Source organism: Stenotrophomonas sp. WED208 (assembly GCF_040984485.1).
In the GTDB taxonomy this organism is placed as follows: domain Bacteria; phylum Pseudomonadota; class Gammaproteobacteria; order Xanthomonadales; family Xanthomonadaceae; genus Stenotrophomonas; species Stenotrophomonas riyadhensis.
In genome coordinates, this window is record NZ_JAZARB010000001.1 from 957,529 (window position 1) to 982,142 (window position 24,614).

At 63.1% G+C, this 24,614-nt stretch carries 23 protein-coding genes and 1 tRNA gene; 19 read left to right on the top strand and 5 right to left on the bottom strand.

What is annotated here, in order from left to right; translation table 11 throughout:
- Positions 1-69 precede the first annotated feature (69 nt).
- Positions 70-143 (top strand) — tRNA-Gly (locus tag VPH47_RS04225).
- A gap of 13 nt (positions 144-156) precedes the next feature.
- Here VPH47_RS04225 and VPH47_RS04230 read toward each other — a convergent pair.
- Positions 157-414, bottom strand: coding sequence for a hypothetical protein (locus VPH47_RS04230; protein ID WP_368850189.1), 258 nt, complete (start codon positions 412-414; stop codon positions 157-159).
- 14 nt (positions 415-428) lie between these two features.
- Here VPH47_RS04230 and VPH47_RS04235 point away from each other — a divergent pair, with 14 nt between their 5' ends.
- Complete coding sequence (locus VPH47_RS04235) at positions 429-1,583, top strand: hypothetical protein (RefSeq protein ID WP_368850190.1); 1,155 nt, start codon at positions 429-431, stop codon at positions 1,581-1,583.
- Here the strand turns inward: VPH47_RS04235 and VPH47_RS04240 are convergent, their stop codons facing one another.
- Positions 1,584-2,021 (bottom strand): thioesterase family protein, encoded by a 438-nt coding sequence (locus tag VPH47_RS04240; RefSeq protein ID WP_110713379.1) that lies wholly within the window; start codon positions 2,019-2,021, stop codon positions 1,584-1,586. It lies immediately after the preceding gene.
- A 129-nt stretch (positions 2,022-2,150) separates the two neighbouring features.
- Here VPH47_RS04240 and rimK point away from each other — a divergent pair, with 129 nt between their 5' ends.
- The 12 genes from rimK (at position 2,151) to VPH47_RS04300 (ending at position 15,832) form a co-directional block, all read left to right on the top strand.
- Positions 2,151-3,029 carry a 30S ribosomal protein S6--L-glutamate ligase gene (rimK, locus tag VPH47_RS04245; protein ID WP_005410807.1) on the top strand — a complete coding sequence of 293 codons (879 nt, stop codon included), beginning with the start codon at positions 2,151-2,153 and terminating at the stop codon, positions 3,027-3,029.
- 302 nt (positions 3,030-3,331) lie between these two features.
- Positions 3,332-3,793 carry a hypothetical protein gene (locus VPH47_RS04250; RefSeq protein WP_197611729.1) on the top strand — a complete coding sequence of 154 codons (462 nt, stop codon included), beginning with the start codon at positions 3,332-3,334 and terminating at the stop codon, positions 3,791-3,793.
- A 160-nt stretch (positions 3,794-3,953) separates the two neighbouring features.
- Positions 3,954-4,631, top strand: a complete 678-nt coding sequence (locus VPH47_RS04255) for a response regulator transcription factor (protein WP_005410804.1) — start codon at positions 3,954-3,956, stop codon at positions 4,629-4,631.
- Positions 4,594-5,964: a sensor histidine kinase gene (locus VPH47_RS04260; protein WP_368850191.1), complete on the top strand. Its 1,371-nt coding sequence runs from the start codon at positions 4,594-4,596 to the stop codon at positions 5,962-5,964. Before VPH47_RS04255 ends, VPH47_RS04260 begins: the two co-directional genes overlap by 38 nt.
- Positions 5,965-6,234: 270 nt before the next feature.
- Entirely contained in the window at positions 6,235-6,651 is a 417-nt protein-coding gene (locus VPH47_RS04265) for a hypothetical protein (protein ID WP_197611728.1), read from the top strand.
- 222 nt (positions 6,652-6,873) lie between these two features.
- Positions 6,874-9,483: a type VI secretion system Vgr family protein gene (locus tag VPH47_RS04270; protein ID WP_368850192.1), complete on the top strand. Its 2,610-nt coding sequence runs from the start codon at positions 6,874-6,876 to the stop codon at positions 9,481-9,483.
- A complete protein-coding gene (locus tag VPH47_RS04275; protein ID WP_368850193.1) occupies positions 9,476-10,291 on the top strand; it encodes a DUF4123 domain-containing protein in 816 nt (271 codons plus the stop codon). Before VPH47_RS04270 ends, VPH47_RS04275 begins: the two co-directional genes overlap by 8 nt.
- Positions 10,292-10,490: 199 nt before the next feature.
- Positions 10,491-11,087, top strand: a complete 597-nt coding sequence (locus VPH47_RS04280; RefSeq protein ID WP_368850194.1) for a DUF3304 domain-containing protein — start codon at positions 10,491-10,493, stop codon at positions 11,085-11,087.
- Positions 11,088-11,266: 179 nt separating this feature from the next.
- Entirely contained in the window at positions 11,267-12,232 is a 966-nt protein-coding gene (locus tag VPH47_RS04285) for a DUF2235 domain-containing protein (RefSeq protein ID WP_368850195.1), read from the top strand.
- Between the two features lie 27 nt (positions 12,233-12,259).
- The gene (locus VPH47_RS04290) at positions 12,260-12,856 is read left to right on the top strand and encodes a DUF3304 domain-containing protein (RefSeq protein ID WP_368850196.1); all 597 of its coding nucleotides are present in this window, start codon (positions 12,260-12,262) and stop codon (positions 12,854-12,856) included.
- Positions 12,857-13,035: 179 nt separating this feature from the next.
- Positions 13,036-15,021: a DUF2235 domain-containing protein gene (locus VPH47_RS04295; protein WP_368850197.1), complete on the top strand. Its 1,986-nt coding sequence runs from the start codon at positions 13,036-13,038 to the stop codon at positions 15,019-15,021.
- Positions 15,022-15,445: 424 nt separating this feature from the next.
- Positions 15,446-15,832, top strand: a complete 387-nt coding sequence (locus tag VPH47_RS04300) for a hypothetical protein (RefSeq protein WP_368850198.1) — start codon at positions 15,446-15,448, stop codon at positions 15,830-15,832.
- Positions 15,833-15,961: 129 nt separating this feature from the next.
- Here the strand turns inward: VPH47_RS04300 and coaE are convergent, their stop codons facing one another.
- The 3 genes from coaE to VPH47_RS04315 are packed head-to-tail and all read right to left on the bottom strand — an operon-like array spanning position 15,962 to position 18,716.
- Complete coding sequence (coaE, locus tag VPH47_RS04305; protein WP_368850199.1) at positions 15,962-16,573, bottom strand: dephospho-CoA kinase; 612 nt, start codon at positions 16,571-16,573, stop codon at positions 15,962-15,964.
- An 11-nt stretch (positions 16,574-16,584) separates the two neighbouring features.
- A complete protein-coding gene (locus VPH47_RS04310) occupies positions 16,585-17,448 on the bottom strand; it encodes an A24 family peptidase (RefSeq protein ID WP_010481503.1) in 864 nt (287 codons plus the stop codon).
- A gap of 8 nt (positions 17,449-17,456) precedes the next feature.
- Positions 17,457-18,716: a type II secretion system F family protein gene (locus VPH47_RS04315; protein ID WP_180846441.1), complete on the bottom strand. Its 1,260-nt coding sequence runs from the start codon at positions 18,714-18,716 to the stop codon at positions 17,457-17,459.
- Between the two features lie 337 nt (positions 18,717-19,053).
- On the opposite strand from VPH47_RS04315, the gene VPH47_RS04320 reads away from it, so the two are divergent.
- From VPH47_RS04320 to galE, 5 genes are all read left to right on the top strand, one after another.
- Positions 19,054-19,464, top strand: coding sequence for a pilin (locus tag VPH47_RS04320; RefSeq protein ID WP_241882000.1), 411 nt, complete (start codon positions 19,054-19,056; stop codon positions 19,462-19,464).
- A gap of 124 nt (positions 19,465-19,588) precedes the next feature.
- A complete protein-coding gene (locus VPH47_RS04325) occupies positions 19,589-21,514 on the top strand; it encodes a hypothetical protein (protein ID WP_368850200.1) in 1,926 nt (641 codons plus the stop codon).
- The gene (locus VPH47_RS04330) at positions 21,507-21,953 is read left to right on the top strand and encodes a GtrA family protein (protein ID WP_368850201.1); all 447 of its coding nucleotides are present in this window, start codon (positions 21,507-21,509) and stop codon (positions 21,951-21,953) included. Before VPH47_RS04325 ends, VPH47_RS04330 begins: the two co-directional genes overlap by 8 nt.
- Entirely contained in the window at positions 21,950-23,494 is a 1,545-nt protein-coding gene (locus VPH47_RS04335) for an NAD(P)/FAD-dependent oxidoreductase (RefSeq protein WP_368850202.1), read from the top strand. Before VPH47_RS04330 ends, VPH47_RS04335 begins: the two co-directional genes overlap by 4 nt.
- Positions 23,495-23,590: 96 nt before the next feature.
- The gene (gene galE / locus VPH47_RS04340) at positions 23,591-24,568 is read left to right on the top strand and encodes a UDP-glucose 4-epimerase GalE (RefSeq protein WP_368851567.1); all 978 of its coding nucleotides are present in this window, start codon (positions 23,591-23,593) and stop codon (positions 24,566-24,568) included.
- The last annotated feature ends 46 nt before the right edge of the window (positions 24,569-24,614 follow it).

The window sequence follows — 24,614 nt, forward strand, 5'->3', positions numbered from 1 at the left end:
GACCCCTCGCGGATGCGGTGGCCACCATTGCGCTGTACCGGTCCCTCCGCATAGACTTTCATCCGCGCTGCGGGCGTAGCTCAATGGTAGAGCTGTAGCTTCCCAAGCTACTGACGTGGGTTCGATTCCCATCGCCCGCTCCATCCCGCCTCTCGATCACTCCTGATCGAGCAGGCCACCCAGCCGATCCGCTTCGGCTGAAAGCGCTTTGATCACGGAAAGATGTTCCTTGAGGCGCTCCTGCCGGGAACTGCCCGCCGGCATTTTCGTCAGCTTTTCAACGTCACTGAGCACCTGCGAGGAGAACGTGTTCTCCTCCGTTGCTGCGGGCAGCACCGCTGGATATCGCGCTTGGCTTCTCTTAGCCTGTGAGCGCACATTCTGGAGGTCGACGTGATGGATCACAACGAACACTCTGCCTGATCTGCATGGCTTTGAATCGAAGCACGCTTCGCCGTTACACCCAATGGCTGCCCATTCTGGTCTGGGTTGTCATCGGTGTGGCGTGGTGGTCACCTCTGGGAGTGATCGCGGGCTTGGCTGCGTGTCTTGCGTTGGGGGGCGTGCTGCAGCGCTTCGATCTGATCGGCGATGCAGTAGGCGGTGAACGGTTGCGCTCGCGAACACCAGGGCGCTTTGCCAACCGGCCGCCTGCCCACGATGTGCAGCTGGAATGGGGCGAGCTGGGCATGGGAGGGCCCGTCTACAGCACCCAGATGCTGCGTGATGGTGCCATCGTCGAAGACATCGCCATTGCAGGTGGTCGTGATGCCAGTTGCGGATGGAAGGACGTTCCGGGAAGCGCACTGCGCTGGGCCTCCTGCTATGTTGACCGGTGCGAGGCCGTCATCGTCTACGATGAGCATCACAAGGTGGTGTATGTGCTGGCGATGCCTGGCTGGCAGTTCTGGCAGCAACTGAATGCGCAGCGGCAATCCGAAGGAGACGCTGGCGCCGTGTCGTGGCTGCGCAGCCTGCCCAGCAGCACGCGCCAGCTGTATCCCTGTCGCGGTCTGTGGCTGCACCAGGCGCACCCGGCGCTGAGCGCTGGAGTGCCGAAGGCGTTGCGGCATGTCCTGCCTGATGCCCGGGTGCTGCAGGCCATCCCGCTGCTTCCCGACGACCTGCGCCTGACTGCGCATCCGACCTTGTTCGCGCGCATCTGCCCGTACGCGCTCTGTCTTGATGGCGAGCCCAGTGAGCGCCACGCCTGTGGCCTGGATACGGTGATCACCAGCCCGGCAGGGCGATGCCTGGTGGTGGCGGGCAGCGTGCTCGATGGGGAGCTGCGTCCCATCGCGGGAGTGTGGCTCATCCACTGGCAGGGGCGTTGGCAAGCCATTGGCCGCCATGCGATGGGCGGCAGCGGCAAGGCCCGGAGTGGGGCTTGGATCGATGTGATCGAGGCCGGCGATGACGGCACGCTCCGATGCGAGGCCTACGAGGAGCGCTGGGAGTTTGATGACATCACGCGTTGCCCGACAGTACACACGTCGCTGGCGCTTCCCGTGGAGTGGCGGGACACTCCGTTGGCACTGCGTGCTCGCAATGGACGCTTCAACCTTCGCATCCCTTCGCCCTGATCAGGCCTCGGCGGCGCGCTCGCGCGTTTCCCGCAGCGACTGCGCATACTCCTCGGTAAACAGCCCCGACAACGCCCGGCGCTGCCCCGCATCGATCTCGCGCGAGGCGTTGGTCGTGTAGTCGAAATGCACCATCACGCAGCGTCCGCTGGCTACCAGGGCCTCGAACTGGAACGCCTGCTGCACGATCGTCAGCGAAGAGCGGCCGATGCTCTCGATGCGGGTCTCGATGCGCACGTCGTGTCCCGGCTGGATCTGCTGCAGGAAGTCGATTTCGTAGCGGCGCAGGATCAGCGTCAGGTCGCGCATGCCGGCCTCGCGGCTGAAGTACCGGAAGATCTCCTGGCGGCCCTCCTCGAACCAGACGGGCAGGGCGGTGTTGGTGACGTGGCCAAGCACGTCCACCTCCGAAAAGCGTGGGAACACGGTGATCGACATGGGCTTCCTTCCGGTCTGTCCAGATCCTGGCAGTGTGCCGTCCGTTTCCGGCCAGGCCACGCCGCAGAGCATCATCCACCCGCCACACGCCCGCGCTATGCTGCGCGCCTGCCGCCCGATCCTGCCGCGATGAAGCTCGCCATCCTGTCCCGCAACAGCTCCCTGTACTCCACCCGCCGGCTGGTCGAGGCGGCCCGCGCGCGCGGCCACACCGTGCGCATCCTCGATCCGCTGCGCTGCTACATGCGCATCGCGGCCGATGGTTTCTCGATGCATTACAAGGGCAGGCCGATGACCGGGGTGGACATGGTCATCCCGCGCATCGGTGCCTCCATCACCCGCTATGGCACCGCCGTGCTGCGCCAGTTCGAGCTGATGGGCGCGCGCACGCCCAATCCGTCCGACGCGATCCTGCGTTCGCGCGACAAGCTGCGTGCGCACCAGTTGCTGGCGGCCAAGGGCATCGACATGCCGGTCACCGTGTTCGGCGACAACCCCGACGACACTGTTGATCTGTTGTCCATGCTCGGCCCGCCGCCGCATGTGGTGAAGCTCAATGAGGGCACCCAGGGGCGGGGCGTGATCCTCACCGAGAAGGCCAGTGCCTCGCGCGGCATCGTCGAGGCGCTGCGCGGGCTGTATGCCAACTTCCTGATGCAGGAGTTCATCGGCGAGGCCAAGGGCGCCGACCTGCGCTGCTTCGTGGTTGGCGACCAGGTGGTGGCCTCGATGCAACGGCAGGCCCCGGAAGGCGACTTCCGCTCCAATCTGCATGCCGGTGGCACTGCGGTGGCAGCCAAGGCCAGCCGTGCCGAGCAGCAGGTAGCGGTGCGCTCGGCGAAAGCGCTGGGCCTGTCGGTATGCGGGGTGGACCTGATCCGCTCCGCGCGTGGGCCGCTGGTGCTGGAGGTCAACTCCACGCCGGGGCTGGAAGGGATCGAAGCCGCCTGCGGGGTGGATGTGGCCACACGCATCATCGAGCATGTTGAAAAGCTCAAAAAGCCCTGATTATTCAGTGGCTTGAAATTCTCATGAGCGAATGAGGCCGGGTTTAACATGCCTTTAATCGGGCCCGGCGTAGCCTTCAGCGAACCGCAGCTCTGCCTCTCAGCAGGATCGGTATCGGGATACAACTTCAGACCCAGGCGGGGGCACCGCCTGGGTCTTTTTTATGCTGCTCAAGGACGGCGTGATCACCCTGATCCTGATCGCGCCTTGTGGCCAACGGTCACCCTGCCGAGCGTCCCTTGTGGGCGCTTCGTCGGAGTCGTAAAGTTGGCTCCCATTCATGGAAGAACCTGGAGTGCGACATGTACCGCAAGACCACGCTGGCCCTGATGCTGTCTCTGGGCCTGGCCGCCACCGCACATGCCAAGGCTGACAAGCCCACCGTGCGGATGGACAGCTCCACGCCGGTTTCCGAGCAGATCCGCAACGTTGAAACGGCCATGGGCAGCGAGGCTTACAGCGAGATCGGCCTCGAAGACAAAAGCCGGGTGCAGCAGGCCCTGAACCGCATCAAGATCAAGATGAATGGCCGTGAGAAGGTGGACGAACTCGCGCCACAGGAGCGCAACGACGTCTTCAACGAGCAGGAGATCGTCAACACGATCATGACCCGTGCCCAGGCCGACAGCCGCATGATCTGCCGCCGCGAACGCCTGACCGGCAGCAACATGCCACAGAGCGTGTGCCTGACCGTGGCCCAACGCCGCAAGGCCCAGGAAGACAGCCGCCGCACGATGATCGACCAGCAGCGCATGAGCCGCTGAGGACGAGGGGGCGGGCCCTGCGCCCGCCTCGCGGTGCCGGTACGAAATGTTAAGAATGGAACCTGTATCGTTCAGCAGGTAGACGTCGCGTCCACTCCTGCAGGCCCATCCTGCAGCGTGGGCCTGGCCCCCGACGACCCTTCAAGAACCAGAGGTCCCAGTGCGCATTCTCGTAATCGAAGACAACAGCGACATCGCCGCCAACCTTGGCGACTACCTTGAGGATCGTGGCCACACCGTGGACTTCGCCGCCGACGGGGTGACCGGCCTGCACCTGGCCGTGGTCCACGAGTTCGACGCGATCGTGCTGGATCTCAATCTGCCCGGCATGGATGGCATCGAAGTGTGCCGCAAGCTGCGCAACGAAGCGCGCAAGCAGACCCCGGTGCTGATGCTGACCGCCCGCGACTCGCTGGACAACAAGCTGGCCGGTTTCGATTCCGGCGCCGACGACTACCTGATCAAGCCGTTCGCGCTGCAGGAAGTGGAAGTGCGCCTGAATGCCCTGTCGCGTCGCGGCAAGGGCGTGCAGACCCGCGTGCTGGAAACCGGCGACCTGGAATACAACCTGGACACGCTGGAAGTGCGCCGCCAGGGCAAGCTGCTGCAGCTCAACCCGACCGCGCTGAAGATCCTGCAGGCGCTGATGGAGGCGGCCCCCGCCGTGGTGACCCGCCAGGAGCTGGAAACCCGTGTTTGGGGTGAGGAACTGCCCGACTCGGACTCGCTGCGCGTGCACATCCATGGCCTGCGTGCGGTGGTCGACAAGCCGTTTGAAGTGCCGCTGATCCAGACCCGCCATGGCATCGGGTACCGCATCGCCACCCCGGAAGCCTGATTCCGTGGCAACCAAGGGGGAGCGCCGGCGCACGCCCTATCGGCGGCGCCTGCGCAGCCGCATCATCGTCTCGTTCGTGTTGTTGGGCTTCTGCCTGACAACACTGTTCGCGTTCGCCACCAACTGGGCCCGCATGCGCGTGGAAAACCAGTTGGTGGAAGACGTGATGAACCGCAACATCAACGAGTATGTGCGTCGGTTCTACGAGAGCCCGGATCGAAACCCCGACCTGCCCGTGCAGCAGATGCGCGCGCGCCTGGTCAAACCCGACAAGTTCGAGGCATTGCGCGAGGAAGAGCCGGATTGGGCAGCGTTGCCTGATGGCAACCACAACATTTCCGGTACCGACGAACGTGGTCAGCCGTACGCCTACAAGCTGGCCGTGCGCAAGACGCCCGACGCCTGGGCGTTCCTGGCCTATGACATGACCGACAGCGTGCGGGGTGGGCAGCAGCTCAACCGCGCGCTGGTGCTGTCGGTACTGGTGTTCAGCCTGCTGTCGCTGGTGCTGGGCTGGTGGTCGGCATCGAAGGTGATGAAACCCGTGTCGGATCTTGCCGCGCGGCTGCGCGCCTACCGCGGCGGCACCAGTGACCCCGAACCGCTGGCGCCACGCTTCCCCGATGACGAAGTGGGGCAGCTGGCCCAGGCACTGGACGACTATTCCTCGCGGCTGACCGAAGTGGTGCAGCGCGACCGCGAATTCAATGCAGACGTCAGCCACGAGCTGCGCACGCCGCTGGCGGTGATCCGTGGCGCCACCGAGCTGCTGCTGACCCGGCCCGGGCTGGATGAGAAGGTACTGCAGCGCCTGCAGCGTATCCAGCGTGCGGAACAGCAATGCAGCGATCTGATCGGCGCCCTGCTGCTGCTGTCGCGCAACGAGCGCGGGCAGGGCACCAGCAACGTCGCCCGCGTGGCCGAACAGTTGCTGGACGCGCATCGCGCCCAGCTGGGTGGCAAGCCACTGGAGCTGGCGCTGGAAGGCGAGCGCAACCTGGTGATCGACGCGCCCGAGGCGGCGCTGTCGGTGGCGCTGGGCAACCTGATCGGCAACGCGGTGAAGTACTCGCAGGATGGCGAAGTGCGCGTGTTCGTCGGCACCAATTCGGTGTCGGTGACCGACAGTGGGCCAGGCCTGAGCGAGGAAGACGCCGCCAAGCTGTTCCAGCGCGGTTATCGCGGCACCCACGCCGGCCATTCGCAGGGCGGTGGCATCGGCCTGTCGATCGTCAGCCGCCTGTGCGATCTGTACGGCTGGCAGGTGAGCGTGCGCCCCGGTGGCGAGCGTGGCGTGATCGCCACGCTGACGTTCTCGCCGAAGCCGTTGTAAGCGCGGACGGCCGACACACCCGCTTCGGTAGGTGCCGACCTTGGCCGGCACTGCATCCGCGAGGCATCGGGTGGATTCAATGTCGCAAGGAGCACGGAAGTACCTCTTCCTGCCAGTTCGGGCTGGGAGCCGTGCGGTTGTGGCAGCGTGTCGCGGCTCACGGTTCCGGCGATCCCCGCTGCCATTGCCGCATTTGCCTCCTGACAGACTGACGTGCAGATGGCCAGATGCCTGCGCCGGAATCACCCGCCGTCCGCCAGGAGGTTCGCCATGTCACACCGCACCCGTTACCCGAACCTGTATCAACTGGTCGGCGAATCGATCAGCCAGCTGTCCGCCGATATCGCCCAGCGTGTCGAGGACACGCTGTCCCGGCCCGATGGCCTGATGCCGCTCCTGAAGGTCCAGATGGACGTCGACCGCATCACCGGGGAGGCTGCACAACGCGCCGGGTTGAAAGCGTCGGAGGCCGGCACGCTGGCCGGCATCAGGCATACCGTCGCAGGTATCACCATCCTGACCCGGATGATGTACGCCGTGCATATCGCACGCACCCGCGGAGGTCCGTTGCAGGTCGTACCTTCGGATGCGATGGAAGGCCTGCTGCTGGCTGCACGCGAGCTGACCTGCCACGCGCAACAGCAGTTGTGGGCTGAAAAGATCCGGGGTGGAGCAACGCTGCAGTAGTCGTCGTGGGGCGGCGCATCCTTTGTCGCATTCCGCCTCCCTGGCTGCCAGGCATTGGCTGCACGCGCTGACGTTGAACCTGGTGAGGTCTGTCGTGCCGGGCAGAAATTGATCCTCGACGTTTTTCAGACACTTTTCAGATTGCGTCCTCCGCATTGATCCGCCAAGGCTTGGACTACAGACAAGCGCGCCCTCGCGTGCCGTGTTCGTCGAGGAACTGCCATGGATCACCCATCATCGTTTGTTGCCGCCTACGAGGCGTCGTCGCGCGTCCATCGATTCTGCGGTCCTACCGCCTTGCGGTTGATCGTGGAGCGCTGGCACGGCAGCGAGTCGTTGTCCGAAGGCCTGCGCTGCCAGGTTGATCTGCTGGGCGAGGCATGCGAGCACAGCCTGGATGACTGGCTGACCCGACCGGCAAGCATCACCACACGCCAGCCGGACGGCGCCGAGGTTGTCCGCGCCGGGCTGATCCGCAGCGTCGAGCGCCTGGGTTACGCAGGCCGTCTGGTGCGGTACCGCGTTCACCTGGCCGACTGGACCGCTTGGCTGCATGACAGTCGCCACAGCCGCGTCTTCCAGGATGAGGATGTGGCCAGCATCATCCGCACGGTACTCTCGGTGCATGCGCCCCTGGCGCATTGGTCCTGGCACCTCGGAAGTCCCCATGCGCTGGAGCGTCGGTGCCGGGGCTACCGCGTGCAGTATCGCCAATCGGACATGGCATTCCTGCAGCAGTTGATGGCCGATGAAGGCCTGGGCTGGTGCATCCGCCCGCTGCCCGAGGCACCGGGCGGGCACACGCTGATGATCTTCGGCGACAGCACGCGATGCTCGCTGCTGTCGCCACCGCGGCGCCTTCACCAGAGCCAGCGCGTGCTGGATGGCGGGGGCATCGCACTGTTGCATGAAGCCTGGCGGGTAGTGCCGACCCACATGACCCGCGTGACGGACCTGGACGATCCGTTGCGGGTGGTTTCGGCCAGCCTGCCTGTTCGCACAGTGGCCCGTGGCCCCTTGGAGGACTATTCGCCGGCCCGCCACGCGGCGTGGGAGACCTCGCACGACGCCTTGGCCGAGGTGATGCGCGACACCGAAGCGGCGCTGTGTGAGCAGCGGCGCTGGACCGGTGAGGGGACCGAGCCGGACTTCCAGCCCGGCTACGCGTTCGAGGTGCTGCCAGAACCCGGGCAGCGGGCGGTGCCTGCGTTGCTGCTTACGGCGGTGCAACACGCGGCGGTCAATCAACTGCCTGCCGTTGCCGAACTGCAGCAGCACCTGCCGCTGCACGCTTTGCCCGATACCGTGCCCGCAGACCGCGCGCTGAAGCTGGGCTATGCCAACCGTTTCGAGGCCATGCCGTTCGACCGTCGATGGCGACGTTCGCCGGAGGGCAGGGCAGGGCGATCGACGGCCCCCGGGCCACAACTGGCTACCGTGCTCGGCGGCGATGACGGTGCACCGTTGTACATGGACAGCACCGGGCGCATCCGTGTGCGGTTCGGCTTTGCCACCGACAGCAGGGCTGACAGCGGCTGGCTGCGGGTTGCCCAGACCTTCGCCGGCCCTGGCGTGGGCAGTCAGTTCTTGCCCCGCGTCGGCCAGGAGGTGGTGGTGGATTTCGTCAACGGCGACCTCTGCCGCCCCATCGTGATTGGCGCGCTCTACAACGGCCGTGGCGAAGCGCGCGCTGAAGCGCTCGCGCAGTCCAGCGATGCTGGCAGCAGCGCCCAGAACAACCTTGCCGGTGGCAAAGCCCCGCGCTGGCATGCCGTAGGCGCGGGCGAACCGGCCCAGCGCAATGCAGGCGCTGTGTGGGGCATCAGCTCGCAGAGTTGGGACGGCGATGGCGGCAACAGTCTGGCGTTTGATGACAGCGACGACCAGCTGCAGGTGCGACTCGCCACAACGCAGTGCCACAGCGCACTCAGCATGGGGCATCTGTGTCACCGGCAGCACAACTTCCGCGGCAGCCTGCGCGGAAGTGGGTTCGAACTGCGCAGCGATGCGTGGGGCGCCGTGCGTGCAACGGCAGGCCTATGGCTGGACAGCATGCAGCGCGCCGCGTCCGCCCCGGCCGGCCTGCGCGCTGCGCCGGTGTCCCTGCTGCGGCAGACCGTCGTGCTGGCGCAGACCTTTGACGAAGCTGCACGGCAGCAGCGCACAGTGCGGCTGCGTGGCCCTGCCATCGAGGGCGATGGCGCGAGCGTGCTGCAGACCCTGGCCGACAGCGTGGCGGCATCGCAGCGGCTGCAGGGTACTGACGAAGACATCCCCGCAACCGGGTCTGCGGTGCTGGGACTGTCGGCACCGGCAGGCATCTGCCAGGTGGCCGGGCAGTCGATCCAGCTGGCGGCAGGGCACAGCACGCTGCTGGCCAGCGGCGCCAGTTCGGGCGTGATCGCAGGCGACCACGTGCGTTGGCAGTGCCGCCAGGCCATCGGCGTGCTGGCTGGCGCGACACGCAATCCTGATAGTGCCGGGTTGAGTGTGGTGGCTGGCGAACAGCCGCTCGACGTGCAGGCGCAGGCAGACGCTGTGCACCTGCAGGCGCGCGCTGGGCTGGTGGCGGCCAGTCGCCAGGAGGAGGTGCAGCTGGCTGCGGGAGGCACCTTGCACATTGCGACGGGAGGCGGCGCGGCAATTACCTTGAAGGACGGCAACCTGCACGTGACCTGCCCGGGCACGCTGACCTTCAAGACCGGCGAACGGCACTTCACTGGCCCAGTGCAGGAGCTGTTTCCGCTGCCGCAGTTCGCGCAGACGGTCTGCGTGGAGTGCCTGCAGAAAGCCATGCAGGCCGGCCTGCCCTGGTCTGCGAAGAATGGCTGACGCCCCGTGGATCGATCCGTGGCGGCATTCCCGGTTGCCGTGGCAGAGCCCCGGCGATCTGCGCGCGGACGCGCGGCCCGCCTGTGCGCTGCTGGACATGGCATTCGCGCCGGACGCCTGGACGCAGCTGCGCGCGCTGACCGCTGAAGTGGCGCCGCTGTTCACGCATTGCTATGCCGGCAATGGATTGGATCGACTGTCGCCGTGCCTGGTTGCCCTGCCGGACGAAGCCGGAGCACGCGAACGGTTTTGGCAGGCGCTGCTGGACCTGAGCCGCGGCGCGCCGATGCTGTCGGTGCTGCGCAGCACCGCCAACCCGAACGCATTGGCCGAGCATCTACGGCGGATCTGGGAGGGCTGTTCCAGCACCGGCCAGCCGTGGTTGTTGCGCTGGGCCGATGGGCGCACTGCCGCCCGCCTGCTGGATGCGTTGGACGAAGCACAGCGGATACGCGTGCTGGCTGGTCTGCACGACTGGCACCTGCCTACCCGCATCGGAGATTGGAGGTGCGTGACCGGCAAGGGCAGGACGCAGTTCGATGCGGACGCAAGACCACTGACGTTCACTGCGGCTCAGGAGGCCGCACTACGGAGCGGAAGCCAGACCGATGCGATTGCGCGCTTCATTCTGCAACGACCCGTGCTGCGCCCGGAGGGCATGCTGCCCTCGCAGGTGCATCGCTGCGCGGAACACGTGCTGGGACGTCTGGCACGCCGAGGCATCGATCATCCTGCGCTGGCGCATCGGATGACGATCAAGGCCGTTGCCTGCTGGAGCGCCCGCCATGGCGATGATGAGATGCCATGAACGGAGCCGGGCGGCAGCCGAAGACCTGCGCATTCCCGCCGATGTGCGCCGCTGCGTGCACATGGTGGCCGCACATGAGGTGCGTGGTTCGTTCCCGGTGGACCTGGTGGACGGCGCGAACTGTGAGCAGATCATCTACCCCAACATGCGTCGCAGGCGAGGGTGCGTTTGAATGAATAGTGTCCGCCGAATGGTCGTGGTGAAGAAGGTGTTCGTAAGCATCGTTCTGATCGGGCTGGCGCTGTTTGCTTTGGCAGGTCTAGTACTAAAGATCATGGATTTCAGGGTCGGTCCACCACCGGCAGCTCCCCCGAAGCCACGCATCATTGAGCCTGATACTGGTCACGACATTACCGATGCCCCGCCGGAAATGCATTTGAAAATTGGTATCGCCAATTACTCGGATGAGGGGCTGGGTACTGTTCTCATTAATGATGCTTGGGGTGGCGCGATGCGGGCCCGAGCCAGTAGCAACGGTCGTACATGCTGTGTGACGCTCCCTCGTCTCTGGCATCTAGGCCTGAAGGTCACCGTGGCTTACCGCACCAGCAGCATGTTTCTCAAAGATCCCCAAAGCTATGTTGAGAAGGATGTTCTTGTTGCGCCCTATGAGCCGTTTCTTGATGGGTTCATCTATTTCTTCTACTTTCCGGGTGATCAGGTGCGGGTCGTGGCCACTCCCTACTCCCCAGGATATCCAGGCTTCGCTTACGACATTGACTTCGGTGATGGGCACGGTGATCCAGCAAAGATTAAGAGATTTCTGGAAGCAACAGCGGGCCAGGAGGCGGAATAGTGAGGGTAAGGGTATCTACTCCGACGTCAGAGCAACCAACGCGGCTCAGTTCCAGTGAAGCGGCGCGATATGCGGCCTCATTGTCGGAATCCGGATCCGACTGTGGTGTGGATCTTTCAATAGGCTGCTTCTTTGACGGGACGCGTAACCACAGGCTGGCGTCCAAAAAGCGTGGGGATATGAGTGAGAGCAACGTATCGCGGCTTTTCGATATCTATGATGCAGGCCGATTGCGAAGTGAGGGGCGACGCAGAAATAGGTTCTCAAGCTACATCCAAGGCGTAGGAACCGAGGCGCTGAAGGAGATTGGCGACACTGGCACCGGTTGGCACGCGCGCGCTGGCGCGGCAGCCGGCTGGGGCGGCGAGGGTCGGGTGAATTGGATGCTGATGCAGGTTCAGGATCATCTCCTCGATCATTTCGCAGGTACCACCGTCACCAAGGCCATGGGCTTCGATTCCACTGTCCCCGTCGCGCGCAAGATGAGTGCCGATCTCCGCTTGCGCCTGCAGGACGTAGAGCGCCTGGCGCAGGCGGCGCGGATGTCGATGTCCAACTACCTGGCGGTCAACCAAGGGCAGGAGGAAATCGATCTTCGCAACTCGCTCAGCGGCGGCTTCTGGAATATGGTCGGCGCGTTGCAGCGGGTGCGTGGCACCCATCTCGCGCGGGCCGATCACGTGGCGCGCCGTGCGGTGTTGCAGGAACGGCGCGCCTTTCTGGGAAAGAAGGTGGCTCCATTCCAGAAGCAGAATCCCCGGGTGGACCGCATCCGCATTTCGGTGTTTGGCTTCTCGCGCGGCGCCACCGAGGCGCGCGTATTCTGTAACTGGCTCGGCGACGCCTGTGACCCCGGTCCCGGACCGCTGCGGCTGTGTGGCATTCCGGTGCAGATCGATTTCATGGGGCTGTTCGATACGGTGGCGTCGGTCGGTGCTGCGCAGAGCTTCTTTGAGTCGCTGTTCGATGGTCACGGCGGCTGGGCGGAAGCCGAAGACCTGCGCATTCCCGCCGATGTGCGTCGCTGTGTGGATATGGTGGCTGCGCATGAGGTGCGTGGCTCGTTCCCGGTGGACCTGGTGGATGGCGCGAACTGTGAGCAGATCATCTACCCCAACATGCGTCGCAGGCGAGGGTGCGTTTGAATGAATAGTGTCCACCGAATGGTCGTGGTGAAGAAGGTGTTCGTAAGCATCGTTCTGATCGGGCTGGCGCTGTTTGCTTTGGCAGGTCTAGTACTAAAGATCATGGATTTCAGGGTCGGTCCACCACCGGCAGCTCCCCCGAAGCCACGCATCATTGAGCCTGATACTGGTCGCGACATTACCGACGCTCCGCCGGAGATGCATTTGAAGATTGGCATCGTCAACTATTCCGACGAAGGCCTTGGAAAAGTCTTCATTAATGACGTATGGGGGGGCGGCATGCAACCGTACGCCAGCAGTAACGGACGCACTTGCTGCGTGATGCTCCCTCGTCTTTGGCATCCGGGGCTCAAAGTGGCAGTGGCCTACCGCACCAGCAGCATGTTTATCAAGGATCCCAAAAGCTATGTTGAGAAGGACGTTCTTGTTGCGCCCTATGAGCCGTTTCTTGATGGGTTCATCTATTTCTTCTACTTTCCGGGTGATCAAGTGCGGGTCGTGGCCACTCCCTACTCCCCAGGATATCCGGACTTCGCTTACGACATTGACTTCGGTGATGGAAACGGTGATCCAGCAAAGATTAAGAAATTTCTGGAAGCAACATCGGGCAAGGAGGCGGAATAGTGAGGGTAAGAGTATCTACTCCGACGTCAGAGCAACCAACGCAGCTCAGTTCCAATGAAGCGGGGCGATATGCAGCGTCATTGTCGGAATCCGGATCCGACTGTGGTGTGGATCTTTCAATAGGCTGCTTCTTTGACGGGACACGTAACCACAGGCTGGTGTCCAAAAGGCGTGGGGATATGAGTGAGAGCAACGTATCACGGCTTTTTGATGTCTATGATGCAGACCGATTGCGGAGTGAGGGGCGACGCAGACAAAAGTTCTCAAGCTACATCCAAGGCGTAGGAACCGAGGCGCTGAATGAGATTGGCGACACCGGCACTGGCTGGCACGCGCGCGCCGGCGCGGCAGCGGGTTGGGGAGGCGAGGGGCGGGTGAATTGGATGCTGATGCAGGTTCAGGATCACCTTTTCGATCATTTCGCGGGTACCACCGTCACCAAAGCAATGGGCTTCGATTCCACGGTCCCTGTCGCGCGCAAGATGAGTGCCGATCTCCGCCTGAGCCTTCAGGACGTGGAGCGTCTGGCGCAGGCAGCACGAATGCCGCTTTCCAACTATCTGGCTGTCAACCAGGGCGAGAAAGAGCTCGACCTGCGCAACTCGCTCAGCGGCGGCTTCTGGAATATGGTCGGCGCGTTGCAGCGGGTGCGTGGCACCCATCTCGCGCGCGCCGATCACACGGCGCGCCGTGCGGTGTTGCAGGAACGGCGCGCCTTTCTGGAAAAGAAGGTGGCTCCATTCCAGAAGCAGAATCCCCGGGTGGACCGCATCCGCATTTCGGTGTTTGGCTTCTCGCGAGGCGCCACCGAGGCGCGCGTATTCTGTAACTGGCTCGGCGACGCCTGTGACCCCGGTCCCGGACCGCTGCGGCTGTGTGGCATTCCGGTGCAGATCGATTTCATGGGGCTGTTCGATACGGTGGCGTCGGTCGGTGCTGCGCAGAGCTTCTTTGAGTCGGTATTCGATGGTCACGGCGGCTGGGCGGAAGCCGAAGACCTGCGTATTCCCGCCGATGTGCGCCGCTGCGTGCATATGGTGGCCGCGCATGAAGTACGCGGCTCGTTCCCGGTGGATCTGGTGGATGGCGCGAACTGCGAGCAGATCATCTACCCCGGGGTGCATTCGGATGTGGGCGGCGGCTACACGCCCGGTGAGCAGGGGCGTTCGCCGAAGGACGCCGACAAGCTTTCACAGATTCCGCTGTGCGACATGTATCGGCATGCGCTGGCGGCAGGCGTGCCGCTGTTGCCCATCGAGAAGGCACGAGTGGAATTGCAGAGCCAGTTCGAGATTTCCCCGAAACTGCGCCAGCACTACAACGCCTATCTGCAGGCGATGGCGCCGTTCCTGCCAGCCAGCACCCCCGCCTCCAAGGCCAACCGCACCGCGGTGCTGATGTACGCCCATTATCGCCAGTACCTGCTGTGGCGTCGGCAGCATCTGGATGACTTCGATCGCCTGCCGGGCTACCTGTACGCGTCTGCGCAGGACCGCGCGGACCTAGGCGGCGGCAATGCCGAGCTGGTGCAGGAGGCGCGGGCGATGCGCCACAACAACGCCACGGCCCGCCTGCGCGCCGAAGAGCCTTTCGCGGCCCACCACGGCATGGCCACGCCCCCTCGGTTCCAGGGTATTCCCGTGCAGGATTTCGTGCAGGCGAGGTTGCGGGGCAAAAAGGAACAGCAGTGGCTGGATGGCCAGATCCAATCGATCTGGGACTCGCGGCAGGCGCCGCCGCAGGCCGTGGGCACGTTTCTGGACGGCTACGTGCACGACTCGCGGGCATGGTTCAAGCCGTTCGGGCTGGACGATGACGAGTGGATTCACGTGCAGCGACGCGAGCGTGACGCGTACCAGCAGCGGATGCGTGAGCTGGATGCGATTGAGCGGTCCCACCGGCAGGAGCGCGAGCGCATGCAACGCTCCGGACAGATGTTCCAGCCGCGGGTGCCGCTGGGAATGTCGGTGCAGGAGCTGGAAGAGCTGACCGACTGGCGGCAGCGCCCTGACGACTTCGATGAAGCGTTGCAGCTGACCGGGCGCGAGTACCACTGGCAGTGGGGCTATCTGCGCTGGCGTACCTGTTATCTCAATCCACCCGGTGTGGCGATTGCGGAGGCGTCGGCGCGCAGGGGGCAGGGCGTAAAGGATGCTGCCGCATAGCCATCGCGCGGATTGTCGTAACCGGCGCGTAGTTGACCGCCGTGACGGCCCAGCATCGCGGCCCATAGCGACACCTGCGTGACGCGTGCCGCGGCATGGGCGTGCTGTGCCGCACAAATTGGCACGCCCGCGCGCCGCTTGGGATTTCCCCTACAGAACTGACTTTCTTCGGGTGGCCTGATGGCTGAGCCGGGGCGGGTGCCCTGGCCGGGATTGGCGTCCTGAAATCAACACAATAATCAACAAGCTCCTAGGGTCTTGGCCCGTCGTGGAGAATGCACCGCATGCCTTGCTTTGGCGGGCGGTGTGTGGGGACTCGCAAGTGTCCGCCGGAGTCTTTTGTTGATTGTTGTGATCCGGTACGCCAACCCGCACCGTCCGCCACCTCGCCTTTGCGGGTGGCTCGCCGTCTGCGAGGAACCTCATGTCCGCACGCCCCGTGTTTCCCCATCTTTCCGCTCTCATCGGCGACGCCGTCAACCGGCTGCCCGCCGAAGCGGCCGAGCGGCTCGAAACCCTGCTCGATGACCCCGAAGATCTCCTGCCCACCCTGCTGGCCAGCATGGATGGCCGCGACGGTGCCGATGGCCAGCGGCTGGAGGCAGAGGGCCTCAGCCCGGCGCAGGCCTCAGCCCGGGCTGGTCTCGGCCGTACGTTGGCGGGACTGGATGTGCTGGTCCAGGTACTGCACGCTGCCGCCGCTGCACGCGAGCAGGGCGGCGCCCATCAGCAGCTCAGCCCGGATGTGGTCGATGGCCTGCTGCTGGGCGCCCGCGAGCTGGTTCGCCACGCGCGTCAACAGGTGGGGTAGGTCCGCACATATGCGGAATGCCATCTGTGATCGCAGCCGAGCATGGGCTCGGCTCTACAGCAGATCCCCAGATCCCGGCCACGCGTGGATACGCTTTGGTAGTGCCGGCCGCTGGCCGGCAATCCGGCCTCAGCCCGCAGCCAACCCCAGATACCGCGTATGCAGCTGTTCCACCTGCGCCTGCAGGTCTTCCGGCTGCCCATCATTGACCACCACGTCATCCGCCAGGGCCAGCCGCTGCGCCCGGCTGGCCTGCGCAGCAATCATCCGGTCGGCCAGCGCGGCGTCGATGCCGTCGCGTTGCATCAGCCGGGCATGCTGCGCGGCCTCGGGCGCATCCACCAGCAGCACCCGGTCCAGCCACGGGTAAGCCTTTCGCCCACCGACCTCGGTCAGCAGCGGAATGGCGGCAATCGCATAGGCGCTGGTGGCCTGCTCGCACTGCTGTTGCATCAGCAGGCGGATGGCCGGGTGGGTGATGGCTTCCAATGCCGTCCGCTCCGCCGGGTCGGCGAACACGTGGGCGCGCAGGCGGGCCCGGTCCAGGCTGCCATCGGCCAGCAGCATGTCGGCGCCGAAGCGCTCGGCAATGCGGGCCAGCGCCGGGCTGCCGGCGGCCACTACGGCGCGGGCAGCCAGGTCGGCATCGGCCACCACGATGCCCAGCGCCTCGAAGCGCCGCGTCACCTCACTCTTGCCCGAGGCGATGCCACCGGTCAGGCCAACCACATAGCGGCTCATGGGGACTCCCCTCAGCGCAGCCCGCTCATCACCAGATACTGCTCCACCAGTGGCGCACCCCACATGAAGTACAGCCAGCCGGCAACGGCCAGGTACGGCCCAAACGGGATGGGCGTGGCGCGGTCACGGCCCCGGCTGTACAGCCAGATCGAGCCGATGATGGCGCCCAGTACCGAGGACAGCAGGATGATCGGCAGGATGCCCTTCAGCCCGCACCAGGCGCCGAGTGCCGCCAGCAGCTTGAAGTCGCCGTGGCCCATGCCTTCCTTGCCGGTCAGCTGCTTGAACAGCCACCAGACCGTCCACAGCGACAGGTAACCCACCGCCGCGCCCACCAGGGCGGGCTTGGCCGGCATGTACAGGTTGTCGATGCTGCCTATCAGCCCCAGCCACATCAGCGGCAGGGTCAATTGGTCGGGCAGCAGCTGGGTGCGCAGGTCGATGCCGGACAGGGCGATCAGGAAGCAGGTCAGCACGATGGCGCCGAAGCCCTGCCAGCCGAAGCCGAACTGCCAGACGCAGGCCAGCACCAGCACCGAGGTCAGGGCCTCCACCAGCGGGTACTGCAGCGAGATCGGCGCCTTGCAGTGGCGGCACTTGCCGCCCTGGATGATCCAGCTGAACAGCGGGATGTTCTCGTACCAGCTCAGCTTGTGCTTGCAGTGCGGGCAGTGCGACGGCTCGACCACGATCCCCGGTGGGGGCGGTTCATAGAAGTCCGGTTCCTCCAGGACTTCGCGCGCATCGCGCTTCCACTGCCACTCCAGCCGCTTGGGCAGGCGCAGGATGACGACGTTCAGGAAACTGCCCAGCAGCAGTCCCAGGGCGGCCGCGGCGGGGTAGCCGAGGCCGGGGTGCTGGTCGAGAAATGCCATTGATACCTTTAGCCGACGACGGCGCCGAGTTTGAAGATGGGCAGGTACATCGCGATGACCAAGCCACCGACAATGGTACCAATGAACACCATGATCATCGGTTCCAGCAGGCTGCTCAAGGCATCCACGGCGTTGTTCACTTCCTGCTCGTAGTATTCAGCCACCTTGAACAGCATGGCATCCAGTGCGCCGGCCTCCTCGCCGATGCTGGTCATCTGGATGACCATGTGCGGGAACAGGTTGGTCTGCTTCATGGCCATGTTGACCGGGTAGCCGACCGAGACGTCATCACGCATGCGCAGCACGGATTCCTCGTAGACCTTGTTGCCGGTCGCGCCGGCCACAATGCCCAACGCCTCCACCAGGGGAACACCGGCCTTGAAGGTCACGGCTGTGGTACGCGCGAATCGGGCAATGGCACTGTTGTGCATGATCTGACCGATCACCGGCACCTTCAGGATGGCCCGATCCAAGCCGTGCTGCATCTTCGGAGATCGCTTGTAGGCCATGAATGTGCCGACCACGGCTGCGATGATCACGATCACGATGGGCAGCCACCAGCTGACCATGAAGCGTGACAGCCCGACCACCATCTTGGTGAAGGCCGGCAGGTCCGCGCCGAAGCTGGTGAAGACTTCTTCGAACTGCGGAACGACCCATACGAGAAGGATGGTACTGACCAGGAAGGCCACCACCAGAATCATGGCAGGGTAGAACAAGGCCTTCTTGATCTTGCCCTTCAGTGCTTCGATGTTCTCTTTGTAGGAGGCGATCGTGTCCAGCACTGTTTCCAGCACACCGGCACTTTCGCCGGCTCGCACCAGATTGCGGTAGAGCTCGTCGAACTGGACGGGGTACTTGCTGATGGCCTCATGAAGAGAAGAGCCACCCTCGATGTCGGTACGGATTCCGTCCACCATCTTCTTCATGCGCGGGTTCTTGTGCCCGCTGCCAATGATTTCCAGGGCCGAGACAATCGGTACGCCGGACTTCATCATGGTCGCCATTTGGCGGCTGAAGAACGCAATGTCCTTGGCCCCCACGGCCTTGCCGGCAGCGCCGAACAGTGGCTTCGGCTTTGGCTTGACCTGGCCCGGATTGATCCCCTGTCGGCGCAGCTCGGCACGCAGCAGATTGGCGTTCTTGGCCAACTGCTCGCCTTTCATCTTCACGCCCCGCTTGTCGGTCCCCTCCCAGACAAACGGCTGCAAATCCATGGTGGCGCGCGCCACCGGTTCCTTCTTGATCGCACTGCGACTGACAGACATGTTGGCTCCCCAAGGCCCGCCATCCCCAGGCGGGCATCCTGACGGGCGATGGTAGCGGGTTCAGGGCCATCTGGGCAGCGGAAATGCGGGCGGCGGTGTGAATTCGTGGCGGATGCCGGCCAAAGGTGACGCACTGCGTCACATTGCCGCGTCCATCGCAGATTCGCAGCAGGGGGGTTCCCATCCGCGAATTTGCTGCCATCATTGGCACGGGGAAATCGGGGAGGACGTGCCAGACGGTTGGCACGCAACCTGCGTTGATCCGCCTGCGGGGTCGAAGGCCTGCTCGGCCGGGCGCTCCGGAATTCAACCACCACTATCTTGGGGACGTACTAAAATGAAGAACCAGAAGGGCTTCACCCTGATCGAACTGATGATCGTCGTTGCGATCATTGCCATCCTGGCTGCCATCGCGCTGCCGGCCTACTCCGACTACACCAAGAAGTCGAAGGTGTCGGAAGTGATTCTGGCCGCTTCGTCGCTGCGTACCGCCGTGGCTGAATACGCAGCTTCGAACAATGCCCTGCCGGCTGACAGCTGGAGCGGCTATGAGGCGCAGTCGTCGAAGTACGTCAAGAGCGTTGCTTGGGCTGGTGGCAAGATTGCCGCAACTGCTCAGAACATCGATGGCGCCATCGATAACAAGAAGATCGAACTGACCGCAACCCTGAATTCCACCAACGGTACCGTTGCGTGGGTTTGCGGTGGCGACATCCCGGCGAAGTTCCGTCCGGGCAGCTGCCAGTAACTTCACCGCTCTATCGAGCGGGCAGTGAGTGTTGAGGGAGCCCCGCTTTATGCGGGGCTTACCTTTTATGGGGGATTGGTTGGGAATGAATGCTCTGCGCAGGGTCGCGCCATGGTGCTTTGCATTGGCGCTGATCATCTATCTGAAGCCATACACCGGTATTCGCCACGACGCGACCTTGTATCTCGCGCAGGCCTTGAGGGTCATTTCCCCGGACATATTTGATCGGGACCTGTTCTTCGTCGCGGGAAGCCAAGCCGACTTCACCGTGTTTCCGCGATTCTTGGCGGCACTTCTTGGGCATTTTTCGGCAGGCGATGTATTTCTTGTCATGACATTTGCCATGCGACTGGGCTTCTATGCGGCCAGTTGGTACTTGGTTCGAGTGTTGTTTCCCCAGCCATTGCGTTGGGCTGCGCTGCTTTCATTGATTGTCATGCCGACCGGGTATGGTTCGTACAGCATCTTTGCCTATGCAGAACCCTTCCTGACCGCTCGCCCCATCGCAGAGGCGCTTTCGCTCGTTGCCCTAGGTCTGCTGGTTCGCCGCCACACTGTCTGGGCAATGGTTTGCCTGGGAGCCGCGGGAGTGCTGCATCCGCTGCAGGCGCTGGCCGCGATGATGGTGGCGTGGTGCTGGCTGGTCATGCATGACCGTCGCTGGCTGTGGGCATTGTTGGCGGTCGTTCCCGCCGCTCTCCTGGGGGCGATGAAAGTTGGGCCATTTGCCGGGTTGTTCTCACGCATTGATCCGGATTGGATGGTTTTGATCCTCCAGTTGAGTGATCACATCTTCCTGTCCCACTGGGAAGTACGCGACTGGTGTATCGTCGTCGCCGATTTCTATCTGCTGTACCGCTTGTATCGTTGCGTCCCCTCTGACAGCGCATTGTCCACGATGTGCAAGGCGGTGATGGCCGCCATGGCTGTGGGCCTTGCACTTTCGGCTGTGTTCTCCGACGCGCTGCAATTGATGCTGCCAGCTGGTATGCAGTTCTGGCGCGTGCTATGGCTGGTACATTGGTTCGCGATGGCCGGTGCACCATGGGTTCTTTGGCATCAGTGGCAACGTCAGCCCAAAGACTGGGTCGCCATTTTCCTGCTGGTTTCGATTGTTGTGACGGGCGCGAGTGTTTCCCGCACCACCCTGCCTTGGGCAGTTCTGGGGCTGATTCCTCTGAGTATTGCTTGGCCTCACGTGGTGGCCAAGATCAGTAAGCTAACAAAACGCCTGATTCTGTCTGGCTTGATCGCCATTCTCGCGGTTTCGATGTTCCGTTATCAGTTCAGTTCATGGTTGGTGTTCAAATTGCTGGGTAGCGACCTTGAGCGTGTCCGTCAGGATGTGGTGATGCTGGGGTTCCCCTTGGTTGTGGGCTCTCTGGCCGCTCTAGTCACCTGGTTGTACGTGAATTCGGGAAAGCGCTGGGGGGCCATCCTGGGCTTGCTATCCGTGGTGGCGCTGGTGGGATCCATGTCTGTGTGGGACTCCCGGAGTCCGTGGTCCAGACTTGTGGAGGCCTCTGCCGGAACGGAAGTTTTTGGAACGCATGTGCCAGCTGAAGCTACGGTCTACTGGTACTCGGCTGAGCCTTCCCCGTTGGGCCCTTGGCTAGTATTGGGACGTGCCAATTATTTCAGCATCTATCAGATGGCGGGTCAGATGTTCAATCGCGGAACGTCATTTGCCGGAATACAGCGACAGCTTCAGATATCGCCCGTGAATGTGCAGGGTGAGATCTGCGACACAGTAAATACCATCAATGGTGTTTCGGACGCCTGTTGGATTGGAGATGCAGGCCTTCGCTACATGTGCACCCCATACAAGGATGTTGCTCCACCTGATTATTTCGTGCTGCCATTCCGACAGCCACGCAACGTGCGAGGTGTGTGGGAGGCTCGACATCCTGGTACTGGTAGACTCCTTGGCAGCTACTATTTGTACAAATGCTCTGACTGGGAGGATCCGTCTGGAAAGGCGCAGATCGATCGACACTCATTGAGTTCGGTATCGGTTCGAGGCGTTGAGGAAGAGGGGCCGCATGAGTAAGTTCTTCCAGCGCAGACAGGCGACGACGGGCCTGTTGAGTGAGGGGATTGGCTACCTCGTAGCATCTGCCATTGCCTTGCTCGCGGATCTCGGGACCTTCGCGCTTCTTTCGTGGTGGTGGGGCGGTTGGTATGCCGCTGCTGCTGGCGGTTTCCTGGTAGGGAGTGTGGTCGCCTACGTCATCAGCGTTCGCTGGGTGTTCGCTCGGCGCGTGGTCAGCTCTGCTTCGGCGGAACTAGCCATATTCGTGCTGATCGGTTGCTTCGGTCTGCTGGTTGTCCAAGGTGTCATGTGGGTCTGCATTGAGTGGCTGGGTATGCCGGGGAGCATTGCCAGGCTGGTTGCGGTCGGGTTCTCGTTCACGTCGAACTTCGCATTGCGCAAGTTGATTCTTTTCCGGTCGCGGGGGCGCGAACGGGCCATCGGGGAGGTGGCATGAGCAAGCATGTTGTAATCATCGGTGCGGGTCCGGCGGGCTTGACCGCCGCGTTGGAGCTGGTTGGGCAGCCGGGTGTAACGGTGACGGTGCTGGAGGCGGATGACTGCGTGGGCGGCATCTCGCGCACGGTCAACCACAATGGCAACCGCATCGATATTGGTGGGCACCGGTTCTTTTCGAAATCGGACTGGGTGATGCAGTGGTGGGCCAACCTGATGCCCATCGAACACACAGGCGACGTACCGTTGAACCTTCGCTACCAGGGCCAGGCGCGTGAGGGCTTGCCGACGGGTGCGCCTGTGGCAGAGAGCTCACAGCCGACCGCGATGCTGGTACGCAACCGCCTGTCACGCATCTATTTCAATCGGCGCTTTTTCTCTTACCCGCTGAAGTTGAATGCGGACAGTTTCCGCAACCTGGGTGTGGGCAAGTCCGTATTGTTCGGTTTCAGCTACCTGCGCTCGCAGGTTAGCAAGATCGAACCGGAAGTGAGCCTGGAGGATTTCCTCGTCAACCGCTTCGGGCAACGTCTTTATCGACAGTTCTTCAAGGAGTACACCGAGAAGGTCTGGGGTGTGCCCTGCAACCAGATCAGTGCCGAATGGGGTGCGCAACGCATCAAGAGCCTGTCGATCACCAAGGCGGTGTTGCATGCTGCGCGAAGCGCACTGGGCTTGAACGGGAAGGCTGAACAGACTTCGTTGATCGAAAACTTCCTGTATCCGAAGCATGGCCCCGGGGAGATGTGGGAAACGGCTGCCAGGCAGTTCGTCGCGCGTGGTGGCACGTTGTTGATGAAGCATCGCGCTGTTGGCTTGGAAGTTGGTGAAGGTCAGGTGCAGAGCGTCACCGTACAGTCCGGGACTGGCGAAGCCTTCAAATTGGATTGCTCACACGTGGTCTCAACCATGCCCGTGCGTGAGCTGGTGTCTGCCTCGCGGGCAAGCTGGCCCGAGGATGTGGCTGCGATCGCCGATGGACTGCAGTACCGTGATTTCATCACCGTCGGCCTGCTTTACGATGCTTCCGACCTTCCGCGGGTACTGGGCGACAACTGGATCTACATTCAGGAGCCGGGCGTGAACGTTGGGCGTGTACAGGTCTTCAACAACTGGAGCCCGTACATGGTTCGTGATGCATCGAAGGTGTGGATGGGACTCGAGTTCTTCTGCCGAGAGACTGATCCATTGTGGAACATGGATGATGCCGACCTGCAGGCACTGGCCCAACGCGAGATGCTCCAGATCGGTCTGGTTACCGCTGAGCGTGCTCAGGATGCAGTTGTGATCCGCGTACCCAAAGCCTATCCGGGCTACTTTGGTGAGGCCTACGCCCAGTTCGATCGATTGCGGTCTGCGTTGGATCAGGTACAGAACCTGTTCCTGGTGGGGCGCAATGGCATGCACCGGTACAACAATCAGGATCACTCGATGCTGACGGCCAAAGAGGCTGCTGACCAGATCCTGTCCGGTAACGTGGACAAGAGTCGGCTGTGGTCAATCAATGTGGACGATGAATACCACGAAGAGGCCAAGGCCTGAGCTCAGGTGGCCCTCATGTCTCCTTCCCGGTGCCTGCCGGGGATTGGGGAGGACGATAGTACGGCGTGATGTTCGATCTGACGTGGAGTCATGCAGATGTGGAGCGTCCTTGTCTGTGGAGGGGCGGGTTACATTGGTAGCCACATGTCACAGTGGCTGGCCGAGCAGGGCCATGCCGTAACCGTGTTGGACAACCTGTCCACCGGTCACCGGCAGGCAGTGAAATGGGGGGAGTTCATCCAGGCAGATCTGCTGGACGAGTCTTCGCTGGTGCGTGCGTTCAGCGGGCGGCGCTTTGACGCGGTGATGCATTTCGCTGCGAATTCGTTGGTTGCGTCTTCAGTCGCCGATCCATTCTCCACCTATCGGAACAATGTGGCCGGCACACTGAATCTGCTGGCGCAGCTGCGGCGCTGGGATATAGGCAAGATGGTTTTTTCATCCACGGCGGCTGTGTTCGGGCAGTCGTCGGCTTCCCTTGTCGACGAACAGCAGCCGATGCAGCCAATCAATCCGTATGGTGCCAGCAAGTTGATGGTCGAGCGGATGCTTGCTGACGCTTGGGAAGCGTATGGCTTGTCATCGGTAGTGCTTCGCTACTTCAATGCTGCCGGTGCTCTCCCTGAACACGGTATAGGTGAGGCGCACGCGTGCGAGACTCATCTGATTCCGAACGTGCTTAGAACCGCGGCTGGACAGGCGCCACCGCTGAAGGTGTTTGGGGCGGACTACCCCACACCTGACGGAACCTGCGTGCGGGACTATGTGCATGTGCAGGACCTCGCACGTGCTCATGCATTGGCAATGAACCTGATGGAGCGGAGCCCGGGAACCCATGACTTCAATTTGGGTAGTGAACGAGGCTACTCAGTCATGGATATTGTTGAGGCCGCCGCGCAGGTGGTCGGGCAGGCAGTACCTTTCGAGGTTGTTGGGCGCCGGCCGGGAGATCCACCCCGGTTGGTGGCTTCCAGCGCCAAAGCGCAACGGGAGTTGGGATGGGTGCGCGGCTGGCAGGATCTGGCCGGCATCATCGACAGTGCCTGGCGCTGGCATCGGGAACAGCCGTTCTGAAGACGCGCTTTTGGGCGGTTGGACATACGTTCACGCGCTACGCGCG